Origin of the sequence: Photorhabdus aegyptia (assembly GCF_000612035.1) — a bacterium.
Lineage (GTDB): Bacteria > Pseudomonadota > Gammaproteobacteria > Enterobacterales > Enterobacteriaceae > Photorhabdus > Photorhabdus akhurstii.
In genome coordinates this window covers 14,499-38,818 of the sequence record NZ_JFGV01000037.1, presented here as the reverse complement: position 1 = coordinate 38,818, position 24,320 = coordinate 14,499, and the positions used below count along the sequence as shown (strand labels likewise).

Sequence of the window (24,320 nt, the reverse complement as noted above, 5' to 3'; positions counted from 1 at the left end):
ACTGCCCCCATCGTCATTCAGTTTTTACCTAATCCAAGGCGTTCACCGGCATAAGAGCCGTCTTGAACTTTACGCCACCAGTTTTCATTTTCCAAATACCATTGAACTGTTTTACGAATACCTGATTCAAATGTCTCTTGAGGTCTCCAGCCTAGCTCACGCTCAACTTTAGCTGCATCAATGGCATAACGCATATCATGGCCTGGACGATCCGCAACATAAGTAATTAAGTCTCGATAATACGCAATACCCGCGGGTTTCTCAGGACAAAATTCTTCCATCAGTTCACAAATCGCACAAACCACATCAATATTTTGGCGTTCATTATGACCACCAATATTGTAGGTTTTGCCCGGCTCAGCTTTTGTCACAACCAAATAGAGTGCTCTGGCATGGTCTTCCACATACAACCAATCGCGAATTTGTTTCCCTTCACCATATACCGGTAAAGATTTTCCTGCTAATGCATTTAAGATCATCAGTGGGATCAGTTTTTCCGGGAAATGATAAGGACCATAGTTATTAGAACAATTGGTGATAATGACCGGTAAACCATAAGTCCGGTACCATGCTCTTACCAGATGATCGCTGGACGCTTTGGACGCCGAATATGGGCTACTTGGCGCATAAGGTGTTGTTTCGGTAAAGAAGCCCTCTTCATCATGTAAATCACCATACACTTCATCTGTTGAAATGTGGTGAAAACGGAAAACAGCCTGTTTCTCTTCGCTGAGTTTCTGCCAGAAAGCACGCGCAGCTTCCAACAAAGTATAAGTACCTACAATGTTGGTTTCGATAAATGCCGCCGGGCCATCAATAGAGCGATCCACATGGCTTTCTGCCGCCAGATGCATCACACAATCCGGCTGATATTGCTCAAAAACTCGATCCAGCGCTCCACGTTGACAAATATCAACCTGTTCAAACGCATAACGAGAGCTATCTGCAACTGGGGCAAGAGACGCCAGATTACCGGCGTAAGTCAGACTATCAACCACAACCACGCTGTCTTCTGTATTATCAATGATATGCCGCACAACCGCGGAACCAATAAAACCCGCACCACCTGTGATTAGAATACGTCTCAACGCCAGACTCCTTTTGTATCCACAATCCACTTCTGTTTAATTTCATGACTGTTTACAGCTTTAAACTGATTATGATCCACCAGCATCAACAGGATATCCGCTTCTTCCAGCGCCTTTTCCAGATTAACTAATCGAGTTATTTCCTTCAAGGAAGCAGGTAATTCATGAACATGAGGTTCTACAGCCAGCGTTTCACCTGCATGCCATTGCGCAATCATATCGGTGATATGCACCGCTGGGCTCTCACGCAAATCGTCAATATTTGGTTTAAACGCCAAACCAAAACAGGCAATTTTCACTTCGCTTGCGCGTTTTCCACTTTCAGCTAAACAATCCGCAACAGCCGCTTTCACTTGATCCACAACCCACAATGGTTTGTCATCATTAACCATACGTGCGGTATGAATAAGACGTGATTGTTTCGGGTTTTGAGAAACAATAAACCACGGATCAACTGCAATACAATGACCACCCACGCCAGGACCTGGTTGGAGAATATTTACACGCGGGTGACGATTTGCCAAGCTGATCAGTTCCCACACGTTGATCCCTTGATCAGCACAAATCAGGGAAAGTTCATTGGCGAATGCAATGTTTACATCTCGGAAACTGTTTTCTGTCAGCTTACACATTTCTGCCGTTCTTGAATTAGTGACAACACATTCACCTTCAAGGAAAATTTTATACAGCTCGCTAGCTCTGGCCGAAGATTTTGACGTCATACCGCCAACAACACGGTCGTTCTTAATTAATTCAACCATAACTTGTCCTGGTAACACACGTTCAGGACAGTAAGCGATATCAATATCAGACTCCTCTCCAACCTGTTGTGGGAAAGTTAAATCAGGACGCGCTGCTGCCAGCCATTCCGCCATCTGCTCCGTCGCGCCTACTGGTGAGGTAGATTCCAGAATAACCAGATCACCTTTTTTCAGCACCGGAGCTACAGATTCGGCTGCGGAACGGACATACGTCATATCCGGCTCGTGATCGCCTTTAAAAGGTGTCGGAACAGCTATCAGAAAAGCATCTGCTGGTAACGGAGCAATCACGGCTTTCAGGTAACCGCCTTCTACGGCAACTTTCACCACTTTGTCTAGATCCGGTTCTACAATATGAATTGCACCACGGTTGATGGTTTCTACTGCATGCTGATTCACATCCACGCCAATGACTTTCTTATTGCGGGATGCAAACGCTGCCGCCGTTGGCAAACCAATATAACCAAGACCAATAACAGAAATAGTTTCAAAGCTCACAGTTTCAAAGCCCATAGTGTCACCTGATTTTTTTCAAAGCGTCGAGAATACGTTGACAGGCATCGCCATCCCCGTAAGGATTATGAGCGCGGCTCATTTGTTGATAGGCAGCATCGTCTGTCAACAATCGAGTCACCTCTTCCACGATAGTTTTTGTTTCTGTTCCTACCAAACGTACCGTTCCAGCATCAACCGCCTCTGGTCGTTCAGTCGTGTTACGCATCACTAACACCGGTTTTCCTAAAGAAGGAGCTTCTTCCTGAATACCACCAGAATCTGTCAGGATCATATAGGCATGGTTCATTAGATAAACAAATGGCAAATAATCCTGGGGTTTGATGAGAATAATGTTATCAATATCATGCAAAATGCGCTTTACTGGCTCACTGACATTCGGGTTTAGATGAACCGGATAGACGACTTGCACATCTGGATGAGCGCGGGCTATCTGTGCCAAAGCTTCACAAATTCGCTCAAATCCGCCACCAAAACTCTCACGACGATGCCCCGTCACTAGGATCATTTTTTTATTAGTATCAATAAACGGGTAGTGCTTCGCTAGCTTACTTCGCATTGCCTCATCATTCATTATTCGATCACGTACCCACAGCAATGCATCAATCACTGTATTTCCGGTAACAAAAACTCGATTATCTGTAATTGATTCTTTCTGTAAATTCTTACGAGAGTTTTCCGTCGGAGCAAAATGATACATTGCCAGATGTCCAGCAATCTTACGGTTCGCCTCTTCCGGCCAAGGGGAATAAAGATCACCCGTTCTTAATCCAGCTTCAATGTGACCAACAGGGATACGTTGGTAGAACGCAGCCAAACTGGTTGCCATCGTTGTTGTCGTATCTCCGTGAACCAATACAACATCAGGCTTAAATTCTGCTAAAACAGGCTTTAATCCTGCCAAAATACGACAAGTAATATCCGTTAGATCTTGCCCTGATTTCATAATATTGAGATCAAAATCGGGAGTGATCTCAAAAAGGTGTAACACCTGATCCAACATTTCCCGATGTTGGGCGGTGACACATACTTTCGCTTCGAAGGCTTCATCCTTTGCCAATGCGTGTACTAGCGGAGCCATCTTAATGGCCTCCGGCCGAGTACCAAACACAGTCAACACTTTCACAGTGACTCTCTTATAGTCAGTAACTTGCAGATTTTCCTGCAAACAATACTCTTAATGCTATTTACTCCTGCTGCTGGAGTTGCAGAAGATATCCCTTCAGAAATAGTTATTTCTAATAATTATCTGATTATTTACGCGAACATTTAACCAACGCCACGCCGGCACCCACTAAAGCACCAACTGCCCCCCACATGATCATCAAGAACATTCTACGAGGACTATCTCTGGTAATCGGCTCCTCTGGTGTTCTCAAATAGCGGTAAGCCTGGAATTGATCCTGTGTCGGAAGAACATCCAATGCTGCTAACATTGCAATATTCTGGTCATAGTCCACATCATACTTAGGCCCTGTGGCTTCCAAAGTCTCAAGTTGAGCCTGTAACAACGGCATCCCTAACATAAACATTTTTGAATCGGGCAACTGCTCCACCGGCGTATCCGTTTGATTGCGCCGAATTCCTTGTTTTTCCGCAATTTTCAGGGACTGCTGCAATACATTCATTTCGCGGTTATAAACCGCTTTAGCTACCATTTCCTGTCGCTTAACCAGTGCATCCATAGATTGGGCGCGGGTAATCCATGCGCCTTTTAATTCATCATTTAAATGAGTACTAGCACGACTATTAGCAAAAGCAATGTACTGGCGCAGGAGTTGATTTGCTTGTTCAGAAGACTCCGCAGTCAGTTTAATGCTGTCATTCAGCACTTTTTTATCATCATGAGGAATAAACTGAATATTATTGACTAATTCATCTAATAAGGCCGCATCAGCTCTGGCATCTCCCTCCTGCCGCTGCTTGTAATAATCAGATTTCAACCAGAATTCACGGCGAGTATCATATGCTGCAACCTGAGTGATGAACTCCTTATAGGCTTCTTCTGGAATAGATGGTAACTGAGTTTCCGGTGAAATGTTAATGTGCGTATCCAGATTGCGCAAAAACTGCTGCTGAGAGTAATAACTTCCCAATTGATTAATCGTAGGCAAATCCGTGATTGCTGTGGCACTCCATTTTTGTTGCATCAGATAAGATGCCCCTAACGCCGTGGTTGCGAAAATGATTGCCAGTACAACAATCCATATCTTTCCACGCCATAACGCACTGCACAAGGCTCTGATATCCAGCTCATGCTCCAAAGCTTGTTCATTCTGAATAGATTTCGTTTCTGATTTTATCACTGCACAGAACCTCTGCTGATAATAGATGTTTAATGGTTAGCTGAACGGCGCATACGACGCTTTTGCCGTTTAATGAAACGGGCCACCTTCCAAACACGCTTGAGGCAATAGCCATACAACACAAATGCAAGCAAGAACAGTGCCAACATTACCCACTCAGGCACAAATTCCAGCCATTCTCCGGTAATACCGATAGCGGCTAATAAAGCGGCAGCAACAGTGATTAAAATAAAAGCCTGACGTGATGAGAATCCAGACCGCATAATTAGGTGGTGAATATGTTGCCTGTCAGGAGAAAATGGACTCATCCCTTTCCGTAACCGGCGGTACATAATAGCAACCATATCCATTAATGGAATGGCAACAACCCACAACGCAGTAACTGGATTAACCGGATGTTCATTCCCCTGAGTAGATTCAATAAGCAGCCAGATAATGGTAAAACCAATCAGCGTACTGCCCGCATCTCCCATAAACACTTTGAAGCGTTGGCTTAATAAACCAAGATTAAGAACAATATAAGGGAGAATGGCAGCAATAAATGCAAAACACCATAATGCTAGTGCCGTATTACCACTTTGATACAGCAAGATCCCCAAAGCACCGAAGGAGACACAGGATAATCCGCCTAATAATCCATCTATCCCATCAACCATATTGAATGCATTGATGGCAGCCCAGACAGCAAATAGCGTCACAACATAACTAAACGGCCCAAGTGTCATGTCCCAAGGGCCAAAAGCATAACCAAGACTATCCAATTTTAGGCCAGCAAAATACATCATCGCAATACCAACCAGAGCTTGGATGGCTGCCCGGATCTTAACGCTGATATCAAAACGGTCATCCAATGCGCCGATAAATACCAACACACCAGCACAAACCAAATATAACCACTTGTGAGGAATGAATTCTTTTGTGATAACAAAAGTAAAACAAATCCCAACAAATATTGATATTCCTCCAACCAGAGGCACTAGCCCTTGATGACACTTACGATAATTGGGCTTATCAACAAGGCCAACTTTCTTTGCTATTTTACGTGCCATAAACAAAAACGCAAAAGAAAACAGAAAAACATAAAAAATTTCAATATTCATACTGAGAATATTCACGATGATAACTCTCTGTAAAAAGTAAACACACCCTGGTCATTTATCAACCGATAACATATGATTTTCTAGCCAGACTCTACCCTCATGAGCATTCCAGCTTACGAAAACACTGCTTATTATGAAAAAATTAATGGCCTTTATACTCTTACATCATTTTTTTAATGCTTATTTCAAATATATGGCAGCATATACAGCTTGCAAGATACATGCCATATCTAGTGCTATAACAGTACAGTGGATACAAAAAACGCCACGAAACTGTGGCGCTGTTAAAATGATCATGAACTGAGTTAAAACTATGAACGTTTCATCATGTCAAAGAAATCGTCGTTTGTTTTGCTCATAGCCAGTTTGTTGATAAGGAATTCCATCGCATCAATTTCTCCCATCGGATGAATAATTTTGCGCAGAATCCACATTTTCTGTAGCTCTTCAGAGGTGGTGAGTAGCTCTTCTTTTCGTGTACCAGAACGGTTGTAATCGATAGCTGGGAAAACGCGTTTTTCAGCAATTTTACGGGAGAGATGCAGCTCCATGTTACCAGTGCCTTTAAACTCCTCGTAAATTACTTCATCCATCTTGGAACCTGTATCCACCAACGCAGTCGCAATAATGGTCAGGCTTCCGCCCTCTTCCACATTACGCGCAGCACCGAAGAAACGTTTCGGACGATGTAACGCGTTAGCATCCACACCACCAGTCAATACCTTACCGGATGCAGGAACAACAGTGTTATAAGCACGTGCTAAGCGAGTAATAGAGTCAAGCAGAATAATCACGTCTTTTTTGTGTTCAACCAGACGTTTTGCTTTCTCAATAACCATCTCTGCCACCTGAACGTGACGAGAAGCAGGCTCATCAAAAGTAGAAGCAATAACCTCACCTTTTACCAGACGTTGCATTTCAGTAACTTCTTCTGGACGTTCATCAATCAGAAGTACCATCAATACACAATCTGGATGATTGTGAGCAATATTAGCAGCAATATTTTGCAGCAACATCGTCTTACCCGCTTTTGGTGGCGCGACGATTAGACCACGTTGTCCACGGCCAATCGGTGCTGCCAGATCCAGAACACGGGCAGTCAAATCCTCAGTGGAACCATTACCACGCTCCATACGCAAGCGGCTATTAGCATGCAGCGGTGTCAAGTTTTCAAAAAGAATTTTACTGCGAGCATTTTCTGGTTTGTCAAAATTAACTTCGTTAACCTTCAACAGGGCAAAATAGCGTTCACCCTCTTTAGGTGGACGAATTTTACCTGAAATTGTGTCACCGGTACGGAGGTTAAAACGACGGATTTGGCTAGGAGAAACGTAGATATCATCGGGGCCGGCAAGGTAGGAGCTGTCTGCTGAACGGAGGAATCCAAATCCATCCTGCAATATCTCCAGCACGCCATCACCGAAGATATCTTCTCCGCTTTTCGCATGCTGCTTAAGGATAGAGAAGATAATATCTTGTTTACGCATACGGGCTAGATTTTCCAGCCCCATATTTTCGCCGAGTGTAATCAATTCAGATACCGGCGTATTCTTTAATTCGGTAAGATTCATAATGGTGGGTTCTTAAACTCGGGGTATATCTCGAACTATGAACGTGAATAGTATGGCAGCGTCATCGATCGGTGCCTGTTTATTTTGTACAAAAAACAAATCAGACCTTTAATACGTTATTCATATAAAAAGGTAATAATTTGAAGTACTAAGATTGAGCTCAAATAAGACTGACAGGCTGTCAAAAACGCTGTTGAGATAATGCTGAAACATTACTGATTTCGATAAAAACTATCTCAACGTAACGAGCTATACGCCAGATTATTCCCGTATAACCCATTGGATATTTTAGACTATCCAGAGATAACAGACTTATCAGACACTACAGATTATTCAGTATGCAACATACTTCTAACATGATGTATGTGATACAAGCAGTGGCGCTAACTTATCACGCTTCTTTACGGACGTCTAGCGGTCAATGAAAGAAATAATAATATACGCTAAACGCCCGGTATTAATGTGAGCTCACTTCAATCAGAGATTAGTATCCAAAAATTCTTTCAATTGAGTCTTTGACAATGCTCCCACTTTAGTAGCAGCAACCTGACCATCTTTGAACAGCAACAGTGTAGGAATACCACGGATACCATACTTAGGAGCCGTTGCCGGGTTGTCATCAATGTTCAATTTAGCAATAGTCAGTTTGCCTAAATATTCTGGGGCAATTTCATCCAAGATAGGGGCAATCATTTTACATGGCCCACACCAGGCAGCCCAAAAATCGACAAGAACTGGACCTTCTGCGTTAAGAACATCAGTATCAAAGCTAGCGTCACTCAAATGAATAATTTTTTCGCTCATTTTTTACTCCAAAGAATAATTTTTTACCATGCTAGTGTAACATTACTGATATAAGGTTGCCTTTATTTCAGTGGATACACTTTCGTAAGACAATGGTTAACTGATATTCTACCACACTATGAGTAAAACACACTTGACAGAAAAGAAGTTTTCCGACTTCGCCTTGCACCCCAAGGTTATAGAAGCTCTTGATAATAAGGGTTTTTCTAATTGTACACCGATACAAGCATTGACATTGCCTTTCACTGTCGAAGGTCGTGATGTCGCGGGGCAAGCGCAAACCGGTACGGGGAAGACGCTAGCATTTTTAGCGTCTGCTTTTCATTATTTACTGACTCATCCCGCAGCGGAGGAGCGTCAAACCAATCAGCCAAGAGCGCTGATTATGGCTCCTACCCGCGAACTTGCTGTACAGATTTACTCAGATGCAGAAAATCTGGCACAGGTAACGGGTTTAAAGATGGGTCTTGCCTACGGCGGCGATGGTTACGACAAGCAGCTAAAAGTGCTGGAATCTGGTGTTGACATTGTTATCGGCACTACCGGACGTCTGATCGACTATACCAAACAAGGGTACATTAATCTGAATGCGGTTCAAGTCGTGGTTCTTGATGAAGCTGATCGCATGTACGATCTCGGTTTTATCAAAGATATCCGCTGGTTATTCCGCCGGATGCCACCAGCAAACGAACGTATGAACCTACTGTTTTCTGCCACACTCTCTTACCGAGTCCGAGAATTGGCATTTGAGCAAATGAATCATGCAGAGTATGTCGAGGTGGAACCGCTACAGAAAACGGGACACCGTATCCGCGAAGAGCTGTTTTATCCTTCTAATGAAGAAAAGATGCGCCTGCTGCAAACGTTATTGGAAGAAGAGTGGCCTGATCGCTGCATCATTTTCGCCAATACAAAACATCGTTGTGAAGATATCTGGGCGCATCTGGCTGCTGACGGACATCGAGTTGGGTTACTAACCGGTGATGTAGCACAAAAAAAACGGTTACGCATTCTAGAAGAATTCAGCAACGGCAATATTGATGTTCTAGTTGCCACTGATGTCGCAGCCCGTGGATTACATATTCCGTCAGTCACTCACGTATTTAATTATGACTTACCCGATGATTGTGAGGATTATGTTCACCGCATTGGCCGTACTGGCCGAGCAGGTGAAAGCGGACACTCGATCAGCCTGGCCTGTGAAGAATACGCTCTAAACCTGCCAGCGATTGAAAGTTATATTCAGCACGCTATCCCAGTCAGCAAATATAACAGCCAAGCCTTGCTGCAAGACTTACCGGCTCCTAAACGCCGCTATCGTTCACGTTCAGGAAACCATCAGCGCCGTAACAATTTGTCGCATCGTAATAATACACCACGTAATAACCGTAAACGTTCAGGCTGAATAATGATGCTGAGTTCTTCTTCGCTCTATGCGGCTATCGACCTGGGTTCAAACAGTTTTCATATGCTGGTTGTGCGCGAAGTATCCGGCAGTATGCAGATACTGGCACGAATCAAACGTAAAGTCAGGCTGGCCGCCGGATTAGATAAAAATAACCGTTTATCTCAACAGGCGATGGAGAGAGGCTGGCAATGTCTCAGGGTTTTTTCTGAACGCTTACAGGATATACCACCATCACAAATCCGTGTTGTTGCTACGGCAACTTTACGCATCGCTGAAAATTCAGACGAATTTGTGAAAAAAGCAGCAAAAATCCTTAATTGTCCGGTTAAGGTAATCAGTGGCGAAGATGAAGCTCGGCTTATTTATCAAGGTGTTGCCCATACAACTGGCGGCCCTGAAAAACGTCTGGTTGTCGATATTGGCGGCGCAAGTACAGAACTGGTTACGGGGAATGGGGCAAAAGCCACTCAGTTATCCAGCCTAAGTATGGGTTGTGTTACCTGGCTTGAAGGCTATTTTAATGACCGTAGCCTGACGGAAGAAAATTTCGCCAAAGCCGAAGCTGCCGCACATGAAACGTTGAAACCCATTGCACCAAAGCTTACCGAACAAGGTTGGCAGATTTGTGTAGGCGCTTCCGGCACCGTTCAGGCTCTACAAGAAATCATGATTGCTCAGGGTATGGACGAGCTGATCACTTTGCCGAAACTTCAAGAGCTCAAACATAAAGCGATTGAATGCGGTAAACTGGAAGAATTGGAAATAGAAGGGTTGACGCTGGAACGGGCTTTGGTTTTCCCAAGTGGTCTGGCTATCCTGATAGCGATTTTCCAGGCATTAAATATTGAAAGTATGATCCTTGCGGGCGGCGCCTTACGGGAAGGTCTTGTTTACGGCATGTTGGATTTACCAATAGAACCCGATATTCGTACCAGAACACTACGTAATATACAGCGCCGTTTTCAGTTAGACGTTGAACAATCTCAACGAGTCAAACAATTGGCTGAACACTTCCTACCACAAATTGCGAAACCTTGGGAGCTGGATAGCCGATGTCATGAATTATTACAAAGTGCCTGTCTGATACATGAAATTGGCCTGAGTATTGATTTCCACCAAGCTCCATCACATGCAGCCTATCTTATCAATTATCTCACTCTCCCCGGCTATACGCCCGCACAGAAAAAACTCTTAGCCACATTACTAAAGAACCAAAGTGGCCCCATTGATTTGTTTTCCTTCAATCAACAAAACGCCTTACCTCTGATACAGGCTCAACGTTTATGTCGTCTGTTGCGGTTAGCTATCATCTTCGCCAACCGCCGTCGAGATGACACTTTCCCTGCACTACGTTTAAAAGTGAGTGGTGAAGCGTTAACAATAACGTTACCTCATGGCTGGCTAATGCAACACCCTCTGAGGGCAGAGTCTTTACAGCAGGAAATTCAGTGGCAAAGCCATGTTCAATGGCCACTTGTTTTAGGCGAGTCGGATACTCAAACCTGAATAAAATCGTTTTCCCTGTATCTCTGTGATACAGGGAGTCTTCAATATATTTACGACTTATTTTTCTGCCCAAGCCCTAAACGCGATTTGATATCCGCGATACGCGATTGCCCTTTTTGCATTCTTTCTTCGGCAGTCACTATTTTTTTATCTTGCGGCCAATGTAAGTCATCTTGTGGCAACTCGTACAAAAAACGACTGGGTTCTGGGCGGATTAACTCGCCATATTGACGACGCTCTTTACATAAAGTAAAGAATAGCTCCCGTTGAGCACGGGTGATCCCAACATAAGCCAATCGTCGCTCTTCATCAATATTCTCTTCATCAATACTGCTCTGATGAGGCAATAACCCTTCTTCCATGCCGACCAGAAAGACATAGGGAAACTCCAACCCTTTGGAAGCATGTAGAGTCATCAATTGCACCTGATCAAACTCCTCACCATCCTCGTCTCGCTCCAACATATCCCGTAATGTGAAACGCGCGACCACCTGAGATAAAGTCATTGGTTCGTTCAGTTCATCACCTTCCAGCATTTCACTCATCCAAGTGAACAACTGATTAATATTTTTCATCCGCATCTCAGCTGCTTTTGGACTCGGTGATGTTTCGTACAGCCAACTTTCATAATCCATACCGTGTAGTAGATCACGTACAGCTAGCAAAGGATCTCGTTCAACCTGGCGAGTTATCTCATCCATCCAGTGAGTAAAACGCTGTAGTGCCGCCAAACCGCGGCCGGTTAGATTTTGGGCCAAACCAAGATCAAAACTAGCCTGATAGAGACTTTTATCGCGCTGATTCGCCCATTCACCCAGTTTTTGAATGGTAACCGCACCAATTTCACGTCTTGGTGTATTGACAATTCTTAGGAATGCGCTGTCATCCTCAGGATTAGTCAGCACCCTCAGATAAGCTAGCAAGTCCTTAATTTCAGGGCGGGCAAAGAAAGAAGTGCCACCAGAAATCCGATAAGGAATGCGGTTTTGCATCAACATCTTTTCAAACACGCGGGATTGATGATTTCCTCGGTAGAGAATGGCGTAATCTTTATATTCGGTCTTATTGATAAAGTGATGCGCCATCAGCTCCCCAATAACCCTTTCCGCTTCATGCTCTTCATTATTAGCGGTAATCACTTTTAACGGATCACCATACCCCAGTTCAGAAAAAAGCCGTTTTTCAAACACATGGGGGTTATTAGCGATTAAAATATTAGCCGCTTTCAGAATACAGCCAGAGGAACGATAGTTCTGTTCCAGTTTGATCACATTAAGCTTCGGGAAATCCTCTTTCAGGAGCACCAAATTTTGAGGTCTTGCGCCGCGCCATGAATAAATAGACTGGTCATCATCACCCACCACCGTAAAACGAGCCCTTTGTCCCACCAACAATTTTACCAGTTGATATTGACTGGTATTGGTGTCCTGATATTCATCTACCAACAGATAACGGATACGGTTCTGCCAACGCTCCCTGACTTCTTCATCACGCTGCATTAGCAAAGTCGGTTTGGTAATCAAATCGTCAAAATCCAATACATTACAGCTCGCTAGATGTAAATCATAACGACGATAACATTCAGCAAACTGCTGCTCCTGAGCTGAACGGGCCAATGCCAAAACTTGCTGTGGAGAAAGCAGATCATTTTTCCAGTTTGAAATGGCAGATATCAATTTTTGTAATAGATCTTTATCTTCTTCCAGTAAATCGGCTGTTAAATCTTTCAACAGAGCCATCTGGTCCTGATCATCAAACAACGAGAAATTGCTTTTCATTCCTAACGCTTTGTATTCGCGCTTAATAATTTCCAATCCTAATGTGTGGAAAGTAGAAATCATCAGCCCCTTAGCCTCTTTGCGCCCCAGAGTTTGTGCTACACGCTCTTTCATTTCCCGCGCAGCTTTATTAGTAAACGTCACAGCGGCGATATGACGAGGCTGATAGCCACAAGTACGGATAAGATGAGCAATTTTATTGGTGATCACTCTAGTTTTGCCAGAACCCGCTCCCGCCAGGACCAGACAAGGACCAGTAACAAATTCGACAGCTTGTTGTTGGCTAGGATTTAATCGCATGATGTTTAATAAGTTATATCAGGACAGTATCTTAGGGGATAGAATTGTAGCAGAAAGGGGGGAAAGGAAACTCGGTTTTCTTTGTGAAGGAAAAGGACTCTACTGGTTGATAAATATTAAATGCAAAGAGGGAGAATTTCTCCCCCCTTATCTTTAATCAACCGCCAACAGCAATACGTTTCATATCTGTCATGTAACCACGTAATACGCGGCCAACAACTTCAATTGGGTGGTTACGGATAGCTTCGTTTACATCGCGTAACTGGGCGTTATCGATACCGTTATCTACAACCGGCTTACCTAAATCACCCGCCTGTAGCGAACCCATAAACTTCTCTTTCAGCAGTGGGACCGCAACATGAGAGAACAAATAGTTACCATACTCTGCTGTATCAGAAATAACGACATTCATTTCGTACAAGCGTTTACGAGAGATAGTATTCGCAATCAGCGGTAATTCATGCAGAGATTCATAATAGGCAGACTCAGCAATAATACCGGTATCAACCATAACTTCGAATGCCAGTTCAACTCCGGCTTTCACCATCGCAACCATTAAAACGCCGTGATCAAAGTATTCCTGTTCACTGATTTTGCCATCATATTCAGGTGAATTCTCAAACGGAGTGTTACCCGTTTCCTCACGCCAACCTAACAGTTTCTTATCATCATTGGCCCAGTCAGCCATCATAGCGGAAGAAAATTCACCGGAAATGATATCATCCATATGTTTCTGGAACAGCGGCGTCATCATTTCTTTTAACTGTTCAGACAGAGCATACGCTCGCAGTTTTGCCGGGTTAGACAGACGGTCCATCATCAGCGTGATGCCACCTTGTTTCAATGCTTCTGTGATGGTCTCCCAGCCAAACTGGATCAATTTTCCTGCATAACCCGGCTCAGCGCCATCTGCCACCAGTTTGTCATAACACAGCAGTGAGCCAGCCTGTAGCATACCGCACAGAATAGTTTGCTCTCCCATCAGGTCAGATTTCACTTCAGCCACGAAAGAAGATTCCAGAACACCGGCGCGATGCGCTCCCGTTGCCGCAGCCCATGCTTTAGCGATCGCCATACCTTCACCTTTCGGATCGTTTTCCGGGTGAACTGCGATCAAAGTAGGCACACCAAAACCCCGTTTGTATTCTTCACGCACTTCGGTACCGGGACACTTAGGCGCTACCATCACCACAGTGATGTCTTTACGGATTTGTTCACCGACTTCAACAATGTTTAAACCGTGAGAATAACCCAGTGCAGCCCCTTCTTTCATCAACGGTTGAACTGCGCGAACAACAGAAGAGTGTTGCTTATCTGGCGTCAGGTTAATTACCAAATCAGCCCGCGGTATCAACTCCTCATAAGTGCCGACTTGAAAACCACTTTCCGTCGCTTTACGCCATGAAGCACGTTTTTCTTCAATGGCCTCTTTACGCAGGGCATAGGCGATATCCAGACCGGAGTCACGCATATTCAGGCCCTGATTCAGCCCTTGCGCTCCGCAACCGACGATAACCACTTTTTTGCCTTTTAAATATCCTGCCTCATCAACAAACTCTTCCCGCGCCATAAAACGACATTTACCTAACTGCGCCAACTGCTGACGCAAATTCAGCGTATTAAAATAATTAGCCATTAGTGACTCCGTATCATGTTGTGCTCAGCAATGAAGTGCTGCGACTGTTTTTTAGATTTCCTCACCCTGTGAGGGTTTATATATTTTCAATATATGACATGAAAGCCATTGCTTAAATTGATATATTAACAATACTACATTGCACTTTATGCAATACAGATTATTGGACAGGAAAAGGAGAATAGGCTATGGATATACGCGACCTCAAACTGTTTCTACATCTGGCTGAAAGCTGTCATTTTGGTCGTACAGCAAAAGCAATGCATGTCAGTCCATCCACATTATCTCGCCAGATTCAGCGTATTGAAGATATTTTGGGGCATCCACTATTTTTACGGGATAATCGCACCGTAAAATTGACCTTTGCCGGCGAGCAATTTAAACAATTCGCCCAACAAACACTGCTACAATACCAGCAATTAAAACACTCACTGAATCAACAAAGCCCATCTTTATGTGGCGAGTTACGTCTATTTTGTTCAGTCACAGCGGCCTATAGTCACTTACCACAGATCCTAGACCGTTTTCGCGCAGAACATCCTATGGTTGAAATCAAACTCACCACGGGTGATGCCGCAGATGCGGTCAATAAGATACAGTCTAATGATGCCGATTTAGGTATTGCCGGTAAGCCGGAAAAACTACCAGATAATGTTAGCTTCACCAAAATCGGTGAAGTCCCACTGGTACTGATTGCACCTTCCCTTCCCTGTTCTGTACGCGCACTCGTCATACAAGACTACCCTAACTGGAATAATATTCCCTTTATTTTGCCGGAGCACGGCCCTTCACGTAAACGCATTGAGTACTGGTTCCGCCACCATAAAATTAACAATCCATTGATTTATGCAACCGTGTCCGGCCACGAAGCCATCGTTTCTATGGTTGCATTAGGTTGTGGAGTGGCATTAATTCCCAATGTCGTTGTAGAAAATAGCCCTGAACCGGTACGCAATCGCATATCTTTACTGGACAACATCTCTCTAGTAGAACCGTTCGAATTGGGTATATGTGTACAGAGAAAACGGCTTAATGAACCCCTGATTAAAGCATTTTGGGGATTGTTATAACAAACTGCCCTAACAGGTCTTTTTATTCATTACAAGCCTGATGCAACTTATTTCCGGTATTATGCCAATACACTTATAACTTATGTGGCCTAATTCACAAAGAACATAAAAATATAACCATATTGTTCTCATGATAATATGTTTAATATAAGTTATAACCAATTAAAATAATCATATAAAAATATTGGCTCCACATTAAATTTTTGGTCATTAATTATGTTACGAAAGAAAATACTTTTAATTATATCAAGCAGATAATAGCTATTTAACGTTTAGCAATTCAGATATTGTTAATATTGGCTAGCAAAAATTAAATATTCCACCCGCGAAAAACAGGTGGAGAATAATTCTTTACGCCATATCATAACGATATTTTACAATAGTGAAATTATTTTCACCTAGATACCAGAGGAGGCAACCTCATAATAACCACTTAATAGTTTTTTGATGACATAGTAACTAATAACAATTATTTAACTAGTTAATATAATTTAATTAAAAAATAACACCTAGGATTTATAATAATTATATTGAATAATTAATTCAAACACACACAATAATTTAATAAAGGACACCATCATGTTACACAAAATAGACAAATCACCGTATTTTATTAAATTCTATAAATTCCATCTACAAGATCTGGTTTTCTCTTATAATATGCAAACAGAATGGCATCATCATCCTTGTATCCAATTGAGTGTATCACCACATAATTCACTGATGAGGATTGATACCGAAAATGAATCGAGACAAGCACATGGATTCATTATTTCTTCTAATATTAAACACAAATTACACTCGGAAGGGCAACTCTGTTTTAATTTACTGATAGACCTAGCCAATCCACTATGTCATTTATTACTACATCAAATGAGAGGTTCAGATATCATATATTTAAATCAAGAATCATCCAGTTTAATAGCAAATTATTTTATTAGTTGTTTACAATCAGAAACCTCTCCAGATATTTTCATCTTAAACAACCTTTTAGGTAAAATAGAAGATTGCCATTGTTATCAGGATAAACGAATCATGAAAGCGGCCTCTCTTATTACTGAATTACCGGTTAAATGTATATCTTCTCGTGAAATATCAAATCAACTCTATTTATCCGAGAGTCGATTCTTGCACCTATTTAGAGAAAAAATGGGAACTAATTTCCGTAGTTATCTATTATGGAAACGTCTGCATCATGCTATTGATGAGATACATTCATCAGATTCACTGACTTTACTAGCTTGTAATAGCGGATTTTCCGATGGCGCACATTTCAGCCGTACCTGCATGACACTATATGGATTAAGACCTTCTGAATTAAAACATGCCAGTAAGAACAGGATACAACAAACACCACAAAAATATTTCAATTTATCATCAACATTAACAAATCTAAATTTTACCAAGCAAAATATCTATGTTATGAATAAATAATATTTTTGATAAATCAGCTAAAATAAATAATTTCTATTTATAACCGTTATTATCAAAGCCAGTATATTAGAGATTCTGTATCATTTTATTCCTAATAGCACATTTACTATATTATGCACTCTTAGTAATGATACAGAATTCAGAGCAACAATATTATCCAATAAACCGTCAATCCACGACAAATAAAATATACAGAGTAAAATATCACTATTCTGTATTAATCATTCATTTTAATGATACCCGCTCTTTCAGATAATTTTCTACCCATTTAGCGACCCGGCAGGTGTCTTTATAAGCCCCTAACATCAGTTCAGAACCACGGCTACTCAACCACTTCCGCCCAACGATAAATAACCCAGGATAAGGGGTTTTCCCACCTTCCGCATGGCCATTTTCACAAACGAATCCATTAGCATCCGCAGCACCGGGAAGCGTTAACCATGCCGTATTATCTTTATACCCCAAACACCAAATAACCGTATCTACCTCATATTGATTGCCAGACAAATCACATAATTTATTGTCTTTTATATCAACTAACCTATTCGCTATTTTTATATCCAAAGCAGCTAATCGGTGGTTTTTCAGATCTCCACAAGGGATAGGATTACGCCGCCGCATAATTTTTCCGACCAAACTGTAATAATTGGCAAATAACAGACCACTTTTACTTAACCACCAAAAGATATCTTTGCCCAGTATTCTATTAGGTAAGAGCGGACGGGAAGAACCGCAAAATAACGTCACCTTCGTCGTTGCTGCCAAATCTTTAGCAATCTGGCGGCCACTCGCCCCATCACCAACGACAGCGACTCGGCTGCCTGCTTTAATTTGTTTTGGCTCCCGATATTGATCTGCTCCGATTTGCTGTATATCAGTAGAAAGTTGTTCGGCAAGCGCTGGAATATCAGCTAATTGATTAGCGCCTGTTGCATTAACCAAACAAGGCGCGTGAAATACTTTTCCATCTTTTGTTTTAACACGATAGCCATTTTTATCATGCTTCACTTCAACCACTTCAGTTTGAGTATGTATAGCAAGGTTATGATGTGAAGCATAACGTTCAAGGTAATCAGCAACTTCATTTTTATCTGGATAACCCTCTTTAATTCCAGGAAATGGTAAGCCATGAAGCTGAGTCATACCACGTGAAGTGAATAACAGCATATTATCAGGACGCCTGCGCCACACATCACCAATACGCGCTTCTCGCTCTAATATGCAGACATTAATATTCTTAGCCGCAAGAATAGCCGCTAAACTTAGTCCGGCTTGACCGGCACCCACAATTAAGCAATCCATTTTCATCATGCGTACTCATTTTCTAATTTGGTATTTATCTATATTTTGTTTTTATCATTATCGGAATCTTAGGACAATGAAAAACTTGCCAAAAGAACACTCAATAGATCAAAAAACAACGAACTTCACAAAAATATAAAAGACAATTAAAAAATTTACTTGAATTAACTGGTCATATTCGTACTAAAGTGAATATTTTGAATAAACCAGCTATTTTTAGCATAATTTTAACAATATTGATAAATCCATATAATAATCCAAGCAATAATATAGCCAATTTATTCAATAAAAATAAATTATTAATGACTATCCTTTTTGCCTACGTAATTTATGCTTTATTGCTATAACTTATAATAAACAAAGATTAATTTATCTACTCTTTACCCTACCGGAGATGAAAAAAATGGAAAATATCAAAAATATATATGACGGTATAAAATCTCGTGGCGGAAATCCGCTGAAATGGTTAATAGCCGATGTTGACCTGCTCTATAAGCTGTCAAAAGAAGAGCAACAAGAATTAAAAACCTGTTTGCTTAAGGACGCTTTTCATTTCCATTATCATAATAACCCTTACTATAGAGATATTTGTGAAAAACAAGGTGTTAAGCCAGAAGACATCCAGAGTTATAATGATTTAGTTCGCATCCCACTGATACCTGTTGCAACTTATAAATCAGCCGAAAGCCACCGTTTATTAAGCAAGCCATTATCTGAAATCGAACATGAAATGCGCTCAACGGGTACCAGTGGAATTCCTAGCGTTTATCGTCGTTGCCACGATACGATGGATCATACAGTATTGGCTGTCTATTCTAATTATCGCAGTATGTTCAAAGTATCTGGCGGCGCCGGCCTATGTTTATGCCCATCAACAGAAGATATTCCAGAAATGGCGCTGGTTAAAATCTTTAATTTCCTGACAGGTCTGTTAGATACTCGACGCTATATGATTAATCAGGACCGCTTTTCTCCAGAAGATTCACTGAATCAATTAATCCAGTGGAAAGGCAAATTCACCCGGCATTTAATTGGTCCTCCATTCATGATCCATCGTTTTATTACGTTCCTAAAAGAGAATAATACCAAGCTCACTTTAGATCGCGATAGCATGGTAATTACTATGGGCGGCTGGAAACGTTTTACCGGGGATATGATCTCCCGCAGCGAATTGAATGCAGATATTGAAGAATGGCTGGGCATTCCAGCTTCCCGGACACGTGATATGTATGGTCTGGTTGAAGCAAACCTTCTTGCCATCGAAGATGAATATAACCATAAACATGTTCCTCCTTATATTCATTTCTCCGTTCGTGATCCTAATGATTTAACACGTGAGCTACCTGATGGTGAAACCGGACAATTAGTGATCTTAGATCCACTTTCTGTTTCCACCCCCGGCATGTTATTGACAGAAGATTTGGTCTACTTGCGTACCGATCCTAATAAATCCTGGCGTAATTCTCAGCGAGTTCAGTTTGTTATGCGTACCGCTGCTGCTAAAGAGTTTGGTTGCTGTGCAGTCAACCTTGAGAGAAAAATGTCAGACGATGAAGGTACCCCAGCTACACCCGCGGTATAAATAGCAAGGTGGAATTATGTTTAACAACATCATTATTGACAATTTTTGCAATCCTGACTGCCAGGGGACGTTATCCGATCCCACCATTAAACTGGTATTAGGGAACCCTGTATGCGGTGACAAGGTTGATATCGACCTGACACTGGATAACCAAGGGAGGGTAGATAATGCCTGCTTTCGTGCATGGGGATGTACCGCCTCCCTGGCAATGTCTAATCAATTTTGCCGCCATGCTAAAGGTAAAACTCTCGAAGAATTGAACGCATTATCACCTGAGGGCATTGATGCGTTATTAGGCGAGTTAGAACCAGCACAGCAACACTGCCTTGATATGCTGCATAAGCTATTTGAGCAGCTAAAGGGAAAAATATGACAAGCCTATACTTCGACTACAACGCCACAACACCGCTAAGTGTTAAAGCGCAGTTGGCGATTAAAGATGCAATGTCTATTTTTGCTAATCCGTCCAGCCACTACAGCTTAAGCGGCATGGCTAAAAAGTTGCTCACTGACGCTAGAAGATCGATGGCTTCATTAATGGGCACCGTCCCAGAGCAAATCCTGTTTACATCAGGAGGAACTGAAAGTAATAACCAAGCCTTATCCAGCTTGTTAGCAACGCTTCCCGGTTCGGATCTGTCTGCCCATCATGTTATTAGCTCTTCCATTGAGCATCCTTCTGTTCTGGCGCCATTACTCTGGTATCAGCAACGCGGGCTTCAGCTAACGCTGATCAACCCCGACAATCAAGGGCGGATAAGTGTACAAAGTATCCAGGAAAACCTACGGCCACAAACTCGCCTGATCACATTGATGGCAATTAACAACGAAACCGGTGTGATCCAGCCCTATGAAGCTGTCGCCTCTTTAGCAAAAGAGGCCGGTGTTTACCTGCATATCGATGCAGTACAGGCTATTGGTAAGCTCTCTTTTAGTTGTGACACACTTTCTGGCGTAACGACCGTCTCTTTCTCCGGCCATAAGTTTAACGGCCCGAAAGGTATTGGCGGGCTCTACCATGCACCGGGGATTCAATTAAATCCCTTGCTGCATGGTGGAGGACAAGAACAAGGAGTACGCAGCGGCACTGAGAACACCCTGGGCCTCGCAGGACTCACGGCAGCAGCTAAAGAATCACTGAACGGATTGCAAGAACGTTTCAATACTTACAAAACGCTCAGAGAAACTTTACTCTCTCTGTTAGAACAGCATCGTGTTAACTACCTGATTAATGGCAATACCAATCCAGCGTTTCAGGCACCTTGGACACTCAATTTAAGTTTCCCGGGTATTCGTGCTGAATCATTAGCCAGCAGGCTAGATTTACGTCACGGCATCTCTTTATCTCTAGGATCAGCCTGTAGCAATAACAAATCAACCCAACGTTCTCACGTTCTGGCTGCTATGGGGTTGCCCGATGATCGTATTGATAGCGCGGTACGCATCAGCTTCGGATATACCACAAGTCAAGATGATATTGAGATATTGGCTAACGCCATCAAACAAGAAACGTATAACTTACTTAAAATTTCAGGGCAATCTTTAATCACCCAGGAATAATAGCAAAACGACAGTTAAAAAACGGTGTGGCCGGAATAACGCATTGATTCATTAATACCTATATTCTGGCACCTAAGCTCCGCCAACATTTTTTAAATTTTTAGGGGACATTAATATGAAACTGTTTGAATTACTTCAATCTCAAATTACTGAATTAACTGATATCGAACCAGAAGATATCACTCTCGATACTCTCCTTGATGATATTCATTTAGTGAGTCTGGATTTCGTTTCTATTCAGGTTGCTTTAAAAAGAGAAATGGGAATTCAACTGAATTTCGATAAGTTCCAGCGAGACAACACGACGACAATCGGTGATTTTGTCAATTATGTCAGTGAATTAGCAAAATAATCATCACTAATACACTGGGATGTTAGCTGTCTATGACAACATCACAACACAGCTAACATTCATTTTTATGATGCTTTTATCTACCAATCCTATTATTTGGTTGTATTAGAAAATAAAGCATATCACCAGGAAATGAATTTTGGAGATAATGTTTCATGAATATTCAAACAGGCTATCGTCGCGTTGCCGTCACAGGTTATGGTTCTATCTGTTCTCTTGGGCAAAATACCCAAGAAATTTGGGATGCAATCCTAAATTATCGGGTAGGCTATAAAAAGGAAGAACACCCAGACGCTTCTGTTGTAGCAAAATTTTTCGGCAATATTCCTTTCTCTCCTGATGTATCACGGTTTTCCAAAAAATTATTAAAGAACCTACCCAAATTCAGCAAACTTGGGCTAATTGCGGCGGATGAAGCAATCAAGATGGCATTTGGTAACGATAAAGCCGCTCTTGACGAAAATTATTCCCCTTTTGAACGCGGCGTCATTTTTGGTACTGGCTGGGGTGGAGAAGATGCAACCGTTGAAAACAGCCATTCTTATGCTGATCAAGGCATTGCCTCACCGATGACCAATATCATGTCTATGCACAGCGTAGGGACAGCAGCGATTTCAATGAACTGGAATTTACGGGGATACCAAAATACCCCGGTTGCAGCTTGTGCAACCGGCAGTATGGCGATAGGAGATGCGTTTGAACTTATCCGCAGTGGACGCACTAAGATGATGCTGGCAGGTGGCGGTGAAAGCATCAGAGATCCATTCATCGTCTGGAGTATCGACATTCTTGGGGCATTGAGTAAAGAACAGGAATCTGTCGAAAAAGCCTGTTGTCCATTCAGCCAAGATCGTAGTGGTTTCGTTATGTCAGAAGGGGCAGCAATATTATGTCTTGAAGACTATGACAGCGCTGTTGCCAGAGGTGCCAAAATATTGGCAGAAGTGATTGGCTATGGCAATTACTCTGATGCGTCAGATATGACTGCCCCAGCACCTGATTGCAAAGGACGAGTCATGGCGATTCAGATGGCACTGGAACAGGCCAAACTCTCTACCTCAGATATTCACTATATTAATGCTCATGGGACATCAACCCCACTCAACGACATTAACGAAACCGATGTTCTAAAAATGAGCCTGGGCGAACACGCTTATCGTATTCCTATTTCCAGTACAAAATCCTATACAGGCCATCTTATTGCCGGAGCCGGAGCAATTGAATCTATTTTTTGTATTAAAGCAATAGAGACAGCAACGATCCCCGCAACTATGCACCTAAATAATCCTGATCCGCTATGCGATCTGGATTATGTCCCTAATATCCACCGGACTCACCAAGTTATCGACACTACTTTAAATGTTAACTATGGCTTCGGTGGTACAAACTGTGCACTTATTTTTAGGAAAGCCGACAGATGAACGTTCAATTCAGCAAAAAAGATCTCAGTCAATGGGCTAAATTCTCTGGCGACTACAATCCTATCCATTTTGATGAAAAAATCGCAAGAGAAGTCGGGTTGGGTGGTATTGCAGTACACGGCATGCTGGCAATGATCCCGCTCAAAAGCGGATACGATTATCTGTCACAACCAAATAGGGAAATGGGCAGACAGTGGCACGTTAATTTGCGCAATCCCGTCCCTCTGGATGCCTGTTATTGTGTTAAAACTAAGCACACTGACCGAAATGGGAAAACGACCTTTAATCTGCAAGATGAAACAACTAACCTGAAACCTCTAGTTGGTCACTATAGTTGTTTTGATTTTTCACAAAAAACTAGATTTCCTGAAAAACCACGTTGCCAAGTTCCCATACAAGAGACGATAAAAAAATCCCTTGAATTCAAACATACTTTTCCGGAAGTCAATGAATTCTGGATCTTTCTCGATGCTCTGATGTTTTATCTTTTCATGCAGCAAAGTGCCAAAACCGCACTAGCAACAGAATTTAAAACCTATTTTGGCAAACAAGAACATGATGAAACATGCCTCAAAGACCTTATTGTCTTGCATGTCATGCACACCGTGAGTTTTTCTCCCGCGCTGCTCAATCGCCAAATCCCAGATGAAATGCCGAATATCGAATATACGATCCTGCCAAAAGATACATTCGATGTTGATGGCTCGTTATACGGTACGTTGGAAATCCCGATCTGGCTGAATGGAGAAATCTCTTTAGTTGTTGAGATGAGCCTGATGGGAACAACAAAAAGAAAGCAAATTGCCAACTAAGATTTGATGAATGCGG

General features: G+C 42.3%; 20 protein-coding genes. 10 read left to right on the top strand and 10 right to left on the bottom strand.

Annotated elements, in window-relative coordinates:
- Nucleotides 1–17: 17 nt before the first annotated feature.
- From rffG to trxA, 7 genes are all read right to left on the bottom strand, one after another.
- Nucleotides 18–1,088: a dTDP-glucose 4,6-dehydratase gene (rffG, locus tag BA1DRAFT_RS12670; RefSeq protein ID WP_036779678.1), complete on the bottom strand. Its 1,071-nt coding sequence runs from the start codon at nt 1,086–1,088 to the stop codon at nt 18–20.
- A complete protein-coding gene (wecC, locus tag BA1DRAFT_RS12665) occupies nt 1,085–2,347 on the bottom strand; it encodes a UDP-N-acetyl-D-mannosamine dehydrogenase (protein ID WP_036779705.1) in 1,263 nt (420 codons plus the stop codon). Before wecC ends, rffG begins: the two co-directional genes overlap by 4 nt.
- Before the next feature lie 19 nt (nt 2,348–2,366).
- Nucleotides 2,367–3,488, bottom strand: a complete 1,122-nt coding sequence (wecB, locus tag BA1DRAFT_RS12660; protein WP_036779676.1) for a non-hydrolyzing UDP-N-acetylglucosamine 2-epimerase — start codon at nt 3,486–3,488, stop codon at nt 2,367–2,369.
- A gap of 127 nt (nt 3,489–3,615) precedes the next feature.
- The gene (wzzE, locus tag BA1DRAFT_RS12655) at nt 3,616–4,668 is read right to left on the bottom strand and encodes an ECA polysaccharide chain length modulation protein (protein WP_036779674.1); all 1,053 of its coding nucleotides are present in this window, start codon (nt 4,666–4,668) and stop codon (nt 3,616–3,618) included.
- Between the two features lie 29 nt (nt 4,669–4,697).
- Nucleotides 4,698–5,783, bottom strand: a complete 1,086-nt coding sequence (gene wecA, locus BA1DRAFT_RS12650) for a UDP-N-acetylglucosamine--undecaprenyl-phosphate N-acetylglucosaminephosphotransferase (RefSeq protein ID WP_036779672.1) — start codon at nt 5,781–5,783, stop codon at nt 4,698–4,700.
- 296 nt (nt 5,784–6,079) lie between these two features.
- Complete coding sequence (gene rho, locus BA1DRAFT_RS12645; RefSeq protein WP_011148733.1) at nt 6,080–7,339, bottom strand: transcription termination factor Rho; 1,260 nt, start codon at nt 7,337–7,339, stop codon at nt 6,080–6,082.
- Nucleotides 7,340–7,816: 477 nt separating this feature from the next.
- Nucleotides 7,817–8,143 carry a thioredoxin TrxA gene (gene trxA / locus BA1DRAFT_RS12640; RefSeq protein WP_036779669.1) on the bottom strand — a complete coding sequence of 109 codons (327 nt, stop codon included), beginning with the start codon at nt 8,141–8,143 and terminating at the stop codon, nt 7,817–7,819.
- A gap of 118 nt (nt 8,144–8,261) precedes the next feature.
- Between trxA and rhlB the strand changes: the two genes are divergently transcribed.
- Together rhlB and gppA are read left to right on the top strand one after the other, a co-directional pair.
- Nucleotides 8,262–9,548 carry an ATP-dependent RNA helicase RhlB gene (gene rhlB / locus BA1DRAFT_RS12635; RefSeq protein WP_036779666.1) on the top strand — a complete coding sequence of 429 codons (1,287 nt, stop codon included), beginning with the start codon at nt 8,262–8,264 and terminating at the stop codon, nt 9,546–9,548.
- Nucleotides 9,549–9,554: 6 nt separating this feature from the next.
- Nucleotides 9,555–11,057: a guanosine-5'-triphosphate,3'-diphosphate diphosphatase gene (gene gppA / locus BA1DRAFT_RS12630; protein WP_036779702.1), complete on the top strand. Its 1,503-nt coding sequence runs from the start codon at nt 9,555–9,557 to the stop codon at nt 11,055–11,057.
- Nucleotides 11,058–11,107: 50 nt separating this feature from the next.
- Here gppA and rep read toward each other — a convergent pair whose 3' ends face one another.
- Together rep and ilvC are read right to left on the bottom strand one after the other, a co-directional pair.
- Nucleotides 11,108–13,135: a DNA helicase Rep gene (gene rep / locus BA1DRAFT_RS12625; protein ID WP_036779663.1), complete on the bottom strand. Its 2,028-nt coding sequence runs from the start codon at nt 13,133–13,135 to the stop codon at nt 11,108–11,110.
- A gap of 157 nt (nt 13,136–13,292) precedes the next feature.
- The gene (gene ilvC / locus BA1DRAFT_RS12620; protein ID WP_036779661.1) at nt 13,293–14,771 is read right to left on the bottom strand and encodes a ketol-acid reductoisomerase; all 1,479 of its coding nucleotides are present in this window, start codon (nt 14,769–14,771) and stop codon (nt 13,293–13,295) included.
- Nucleotides 14,772–14,959: 188 nt separating this feature from the next.
- On the opposite strand from ilvC, the gene ilvY reads away from it, so the two are divergent.
- Both ilvY and BA1DRAFT_RS12610 read left to right on the top strand, forming a co-directional pair.
- Entirely contained in the window at nt 14,960–15,841 is an 882-nt protein-coding gene (ilvY, locus tag BA1DRAFT_RS12615; protein ID WP_036779659.1) for an HTH-type transcriptional activator IlvY, read from the top strand.
- Nucleotides 15,842–16,420: 579 nt separating this feature from the next.
- On the top strand, nt 16,421–17,275 hold the full coding sequence (locus BA1DRAFT_RS12610) for an AraC family transcriptional regulator (RefSeq protein WP_036779656.1): 855 nt from the start codon (nt 16,421–16,423) through the stop codon (nt 17,273–17,275).
- Nucleotides 17,276–17,500: 225 nt separating this feature from the next.
- Here the strand turns inward: BA1DRAFT_RS12610 and BA1DRAFT_RS12605 are convergent, their stop codons facing one another.
- Nucleotides 17,501–18,586, bottom strand: a complete 1,086-nt coding sequence (locus BA1DRAFT_RS12605; RefSeq protein WP_036779653.1) for a flavin-containing monooxygenase — start codon at nt 18,584–18,586, stop codon at nt 17,501–17,503.
- A gap of 394 nt (nt 18,587–18,980) precedes the next feature.
- Between BA1DRAFT_RS12605 and BA1DRAFT_RS12600 the strand changes: the two genes are divergently transcribed.
- The 6 genes from BA1DRAFT_RS12600 (at nt 18,981) to BA1DRAFT_RS12575 (ending at nt 24,304) form a co-directional block, all read left to right on the top strand.
- The gene (locus tag BA1DRAFT_RS12600) at nt 18,981–20,159 is read left to right on the top strand and encodes a LuxE/PaaK family acyltransferase (protein ID WP_036779650.1); all 1,179 of its coding nucleotides are present in this window, start codon (nt 18,981–18,983) and stop codon (nt 20,157–20,159) included.
- A 16-nt stretch (nt 20,160–20,175) separates the two neighbouring features.
- Nucleotides 20,176–20,532: an iron-sulfur cluster assembly scaffold protein gene (locus tag BA1DRAFT_RS12595; RefSeq protein WP_036779647.1), complete on the top strand. Its 357-nt coding sequence runs from the start codon at nt 20,176–20,178 to the stop codon at nt 20,530–20,532.
- Nucleotides 20,529–21,719 (top strand): cysteine desulfurase family protein, encoded by a 1,191-nt coding sequence (locus BA1DRAFT_RS12590; protein WP_036779645.1) that lies wholly within the window; start codon nt 20,529–20,531, stop codon nt 21,717–21,719. The genes BA1DRAFT_RS12595 and BA1DRAFT_RS12590 overlap by 4 nt, the downstream gene beginning before the upstream one ends.
- 115 nt (nt 21,720–21,834) lie before the next feature.
- The gene (locus BA1DRAFT_RS12585; RefSeq protein WP_011148745.1) at nt 21,835–22,071 is read left to right on the top strand and encodes an acyl carrier protein; all 237 of its coding nucleotides are present in this window, start codon (nt 21,835–21,837) and stop codon (nt 22,069–22,071) included.
- Nucleotides 22,072–22,226: 155 nt separating this feature from the next.
- Complete coding sequence (locus BA1DRAFT_RS12580; RefSeq protein ID WP_036779640.1) at nt 22,227–23,492, top strand: beta-ketoacyl-[acyl-carrier-protein] synthase family protein; 1,266 nt, start codon at nt 22,227–22,229, stop codon at nt 23,490–23,492.
- Entirely contained in the window at nt 23,489–24,304 is an 816-nt protein-coding gene (locus BA1DRAFT_RS12575; RefSeq protein WP_036779638.1) for a MaoC/PaaZ C-terminal domain-containing protein, read from the top strand. Before BA1DRAFT_RS12580 ends, BA1DRAFT_RS12575 begins: the two co-directional genes overlap by 4 nt.
- The last annotated feature ends 16 nt before the right edge of the window (nt 24,305–24,320 follow it).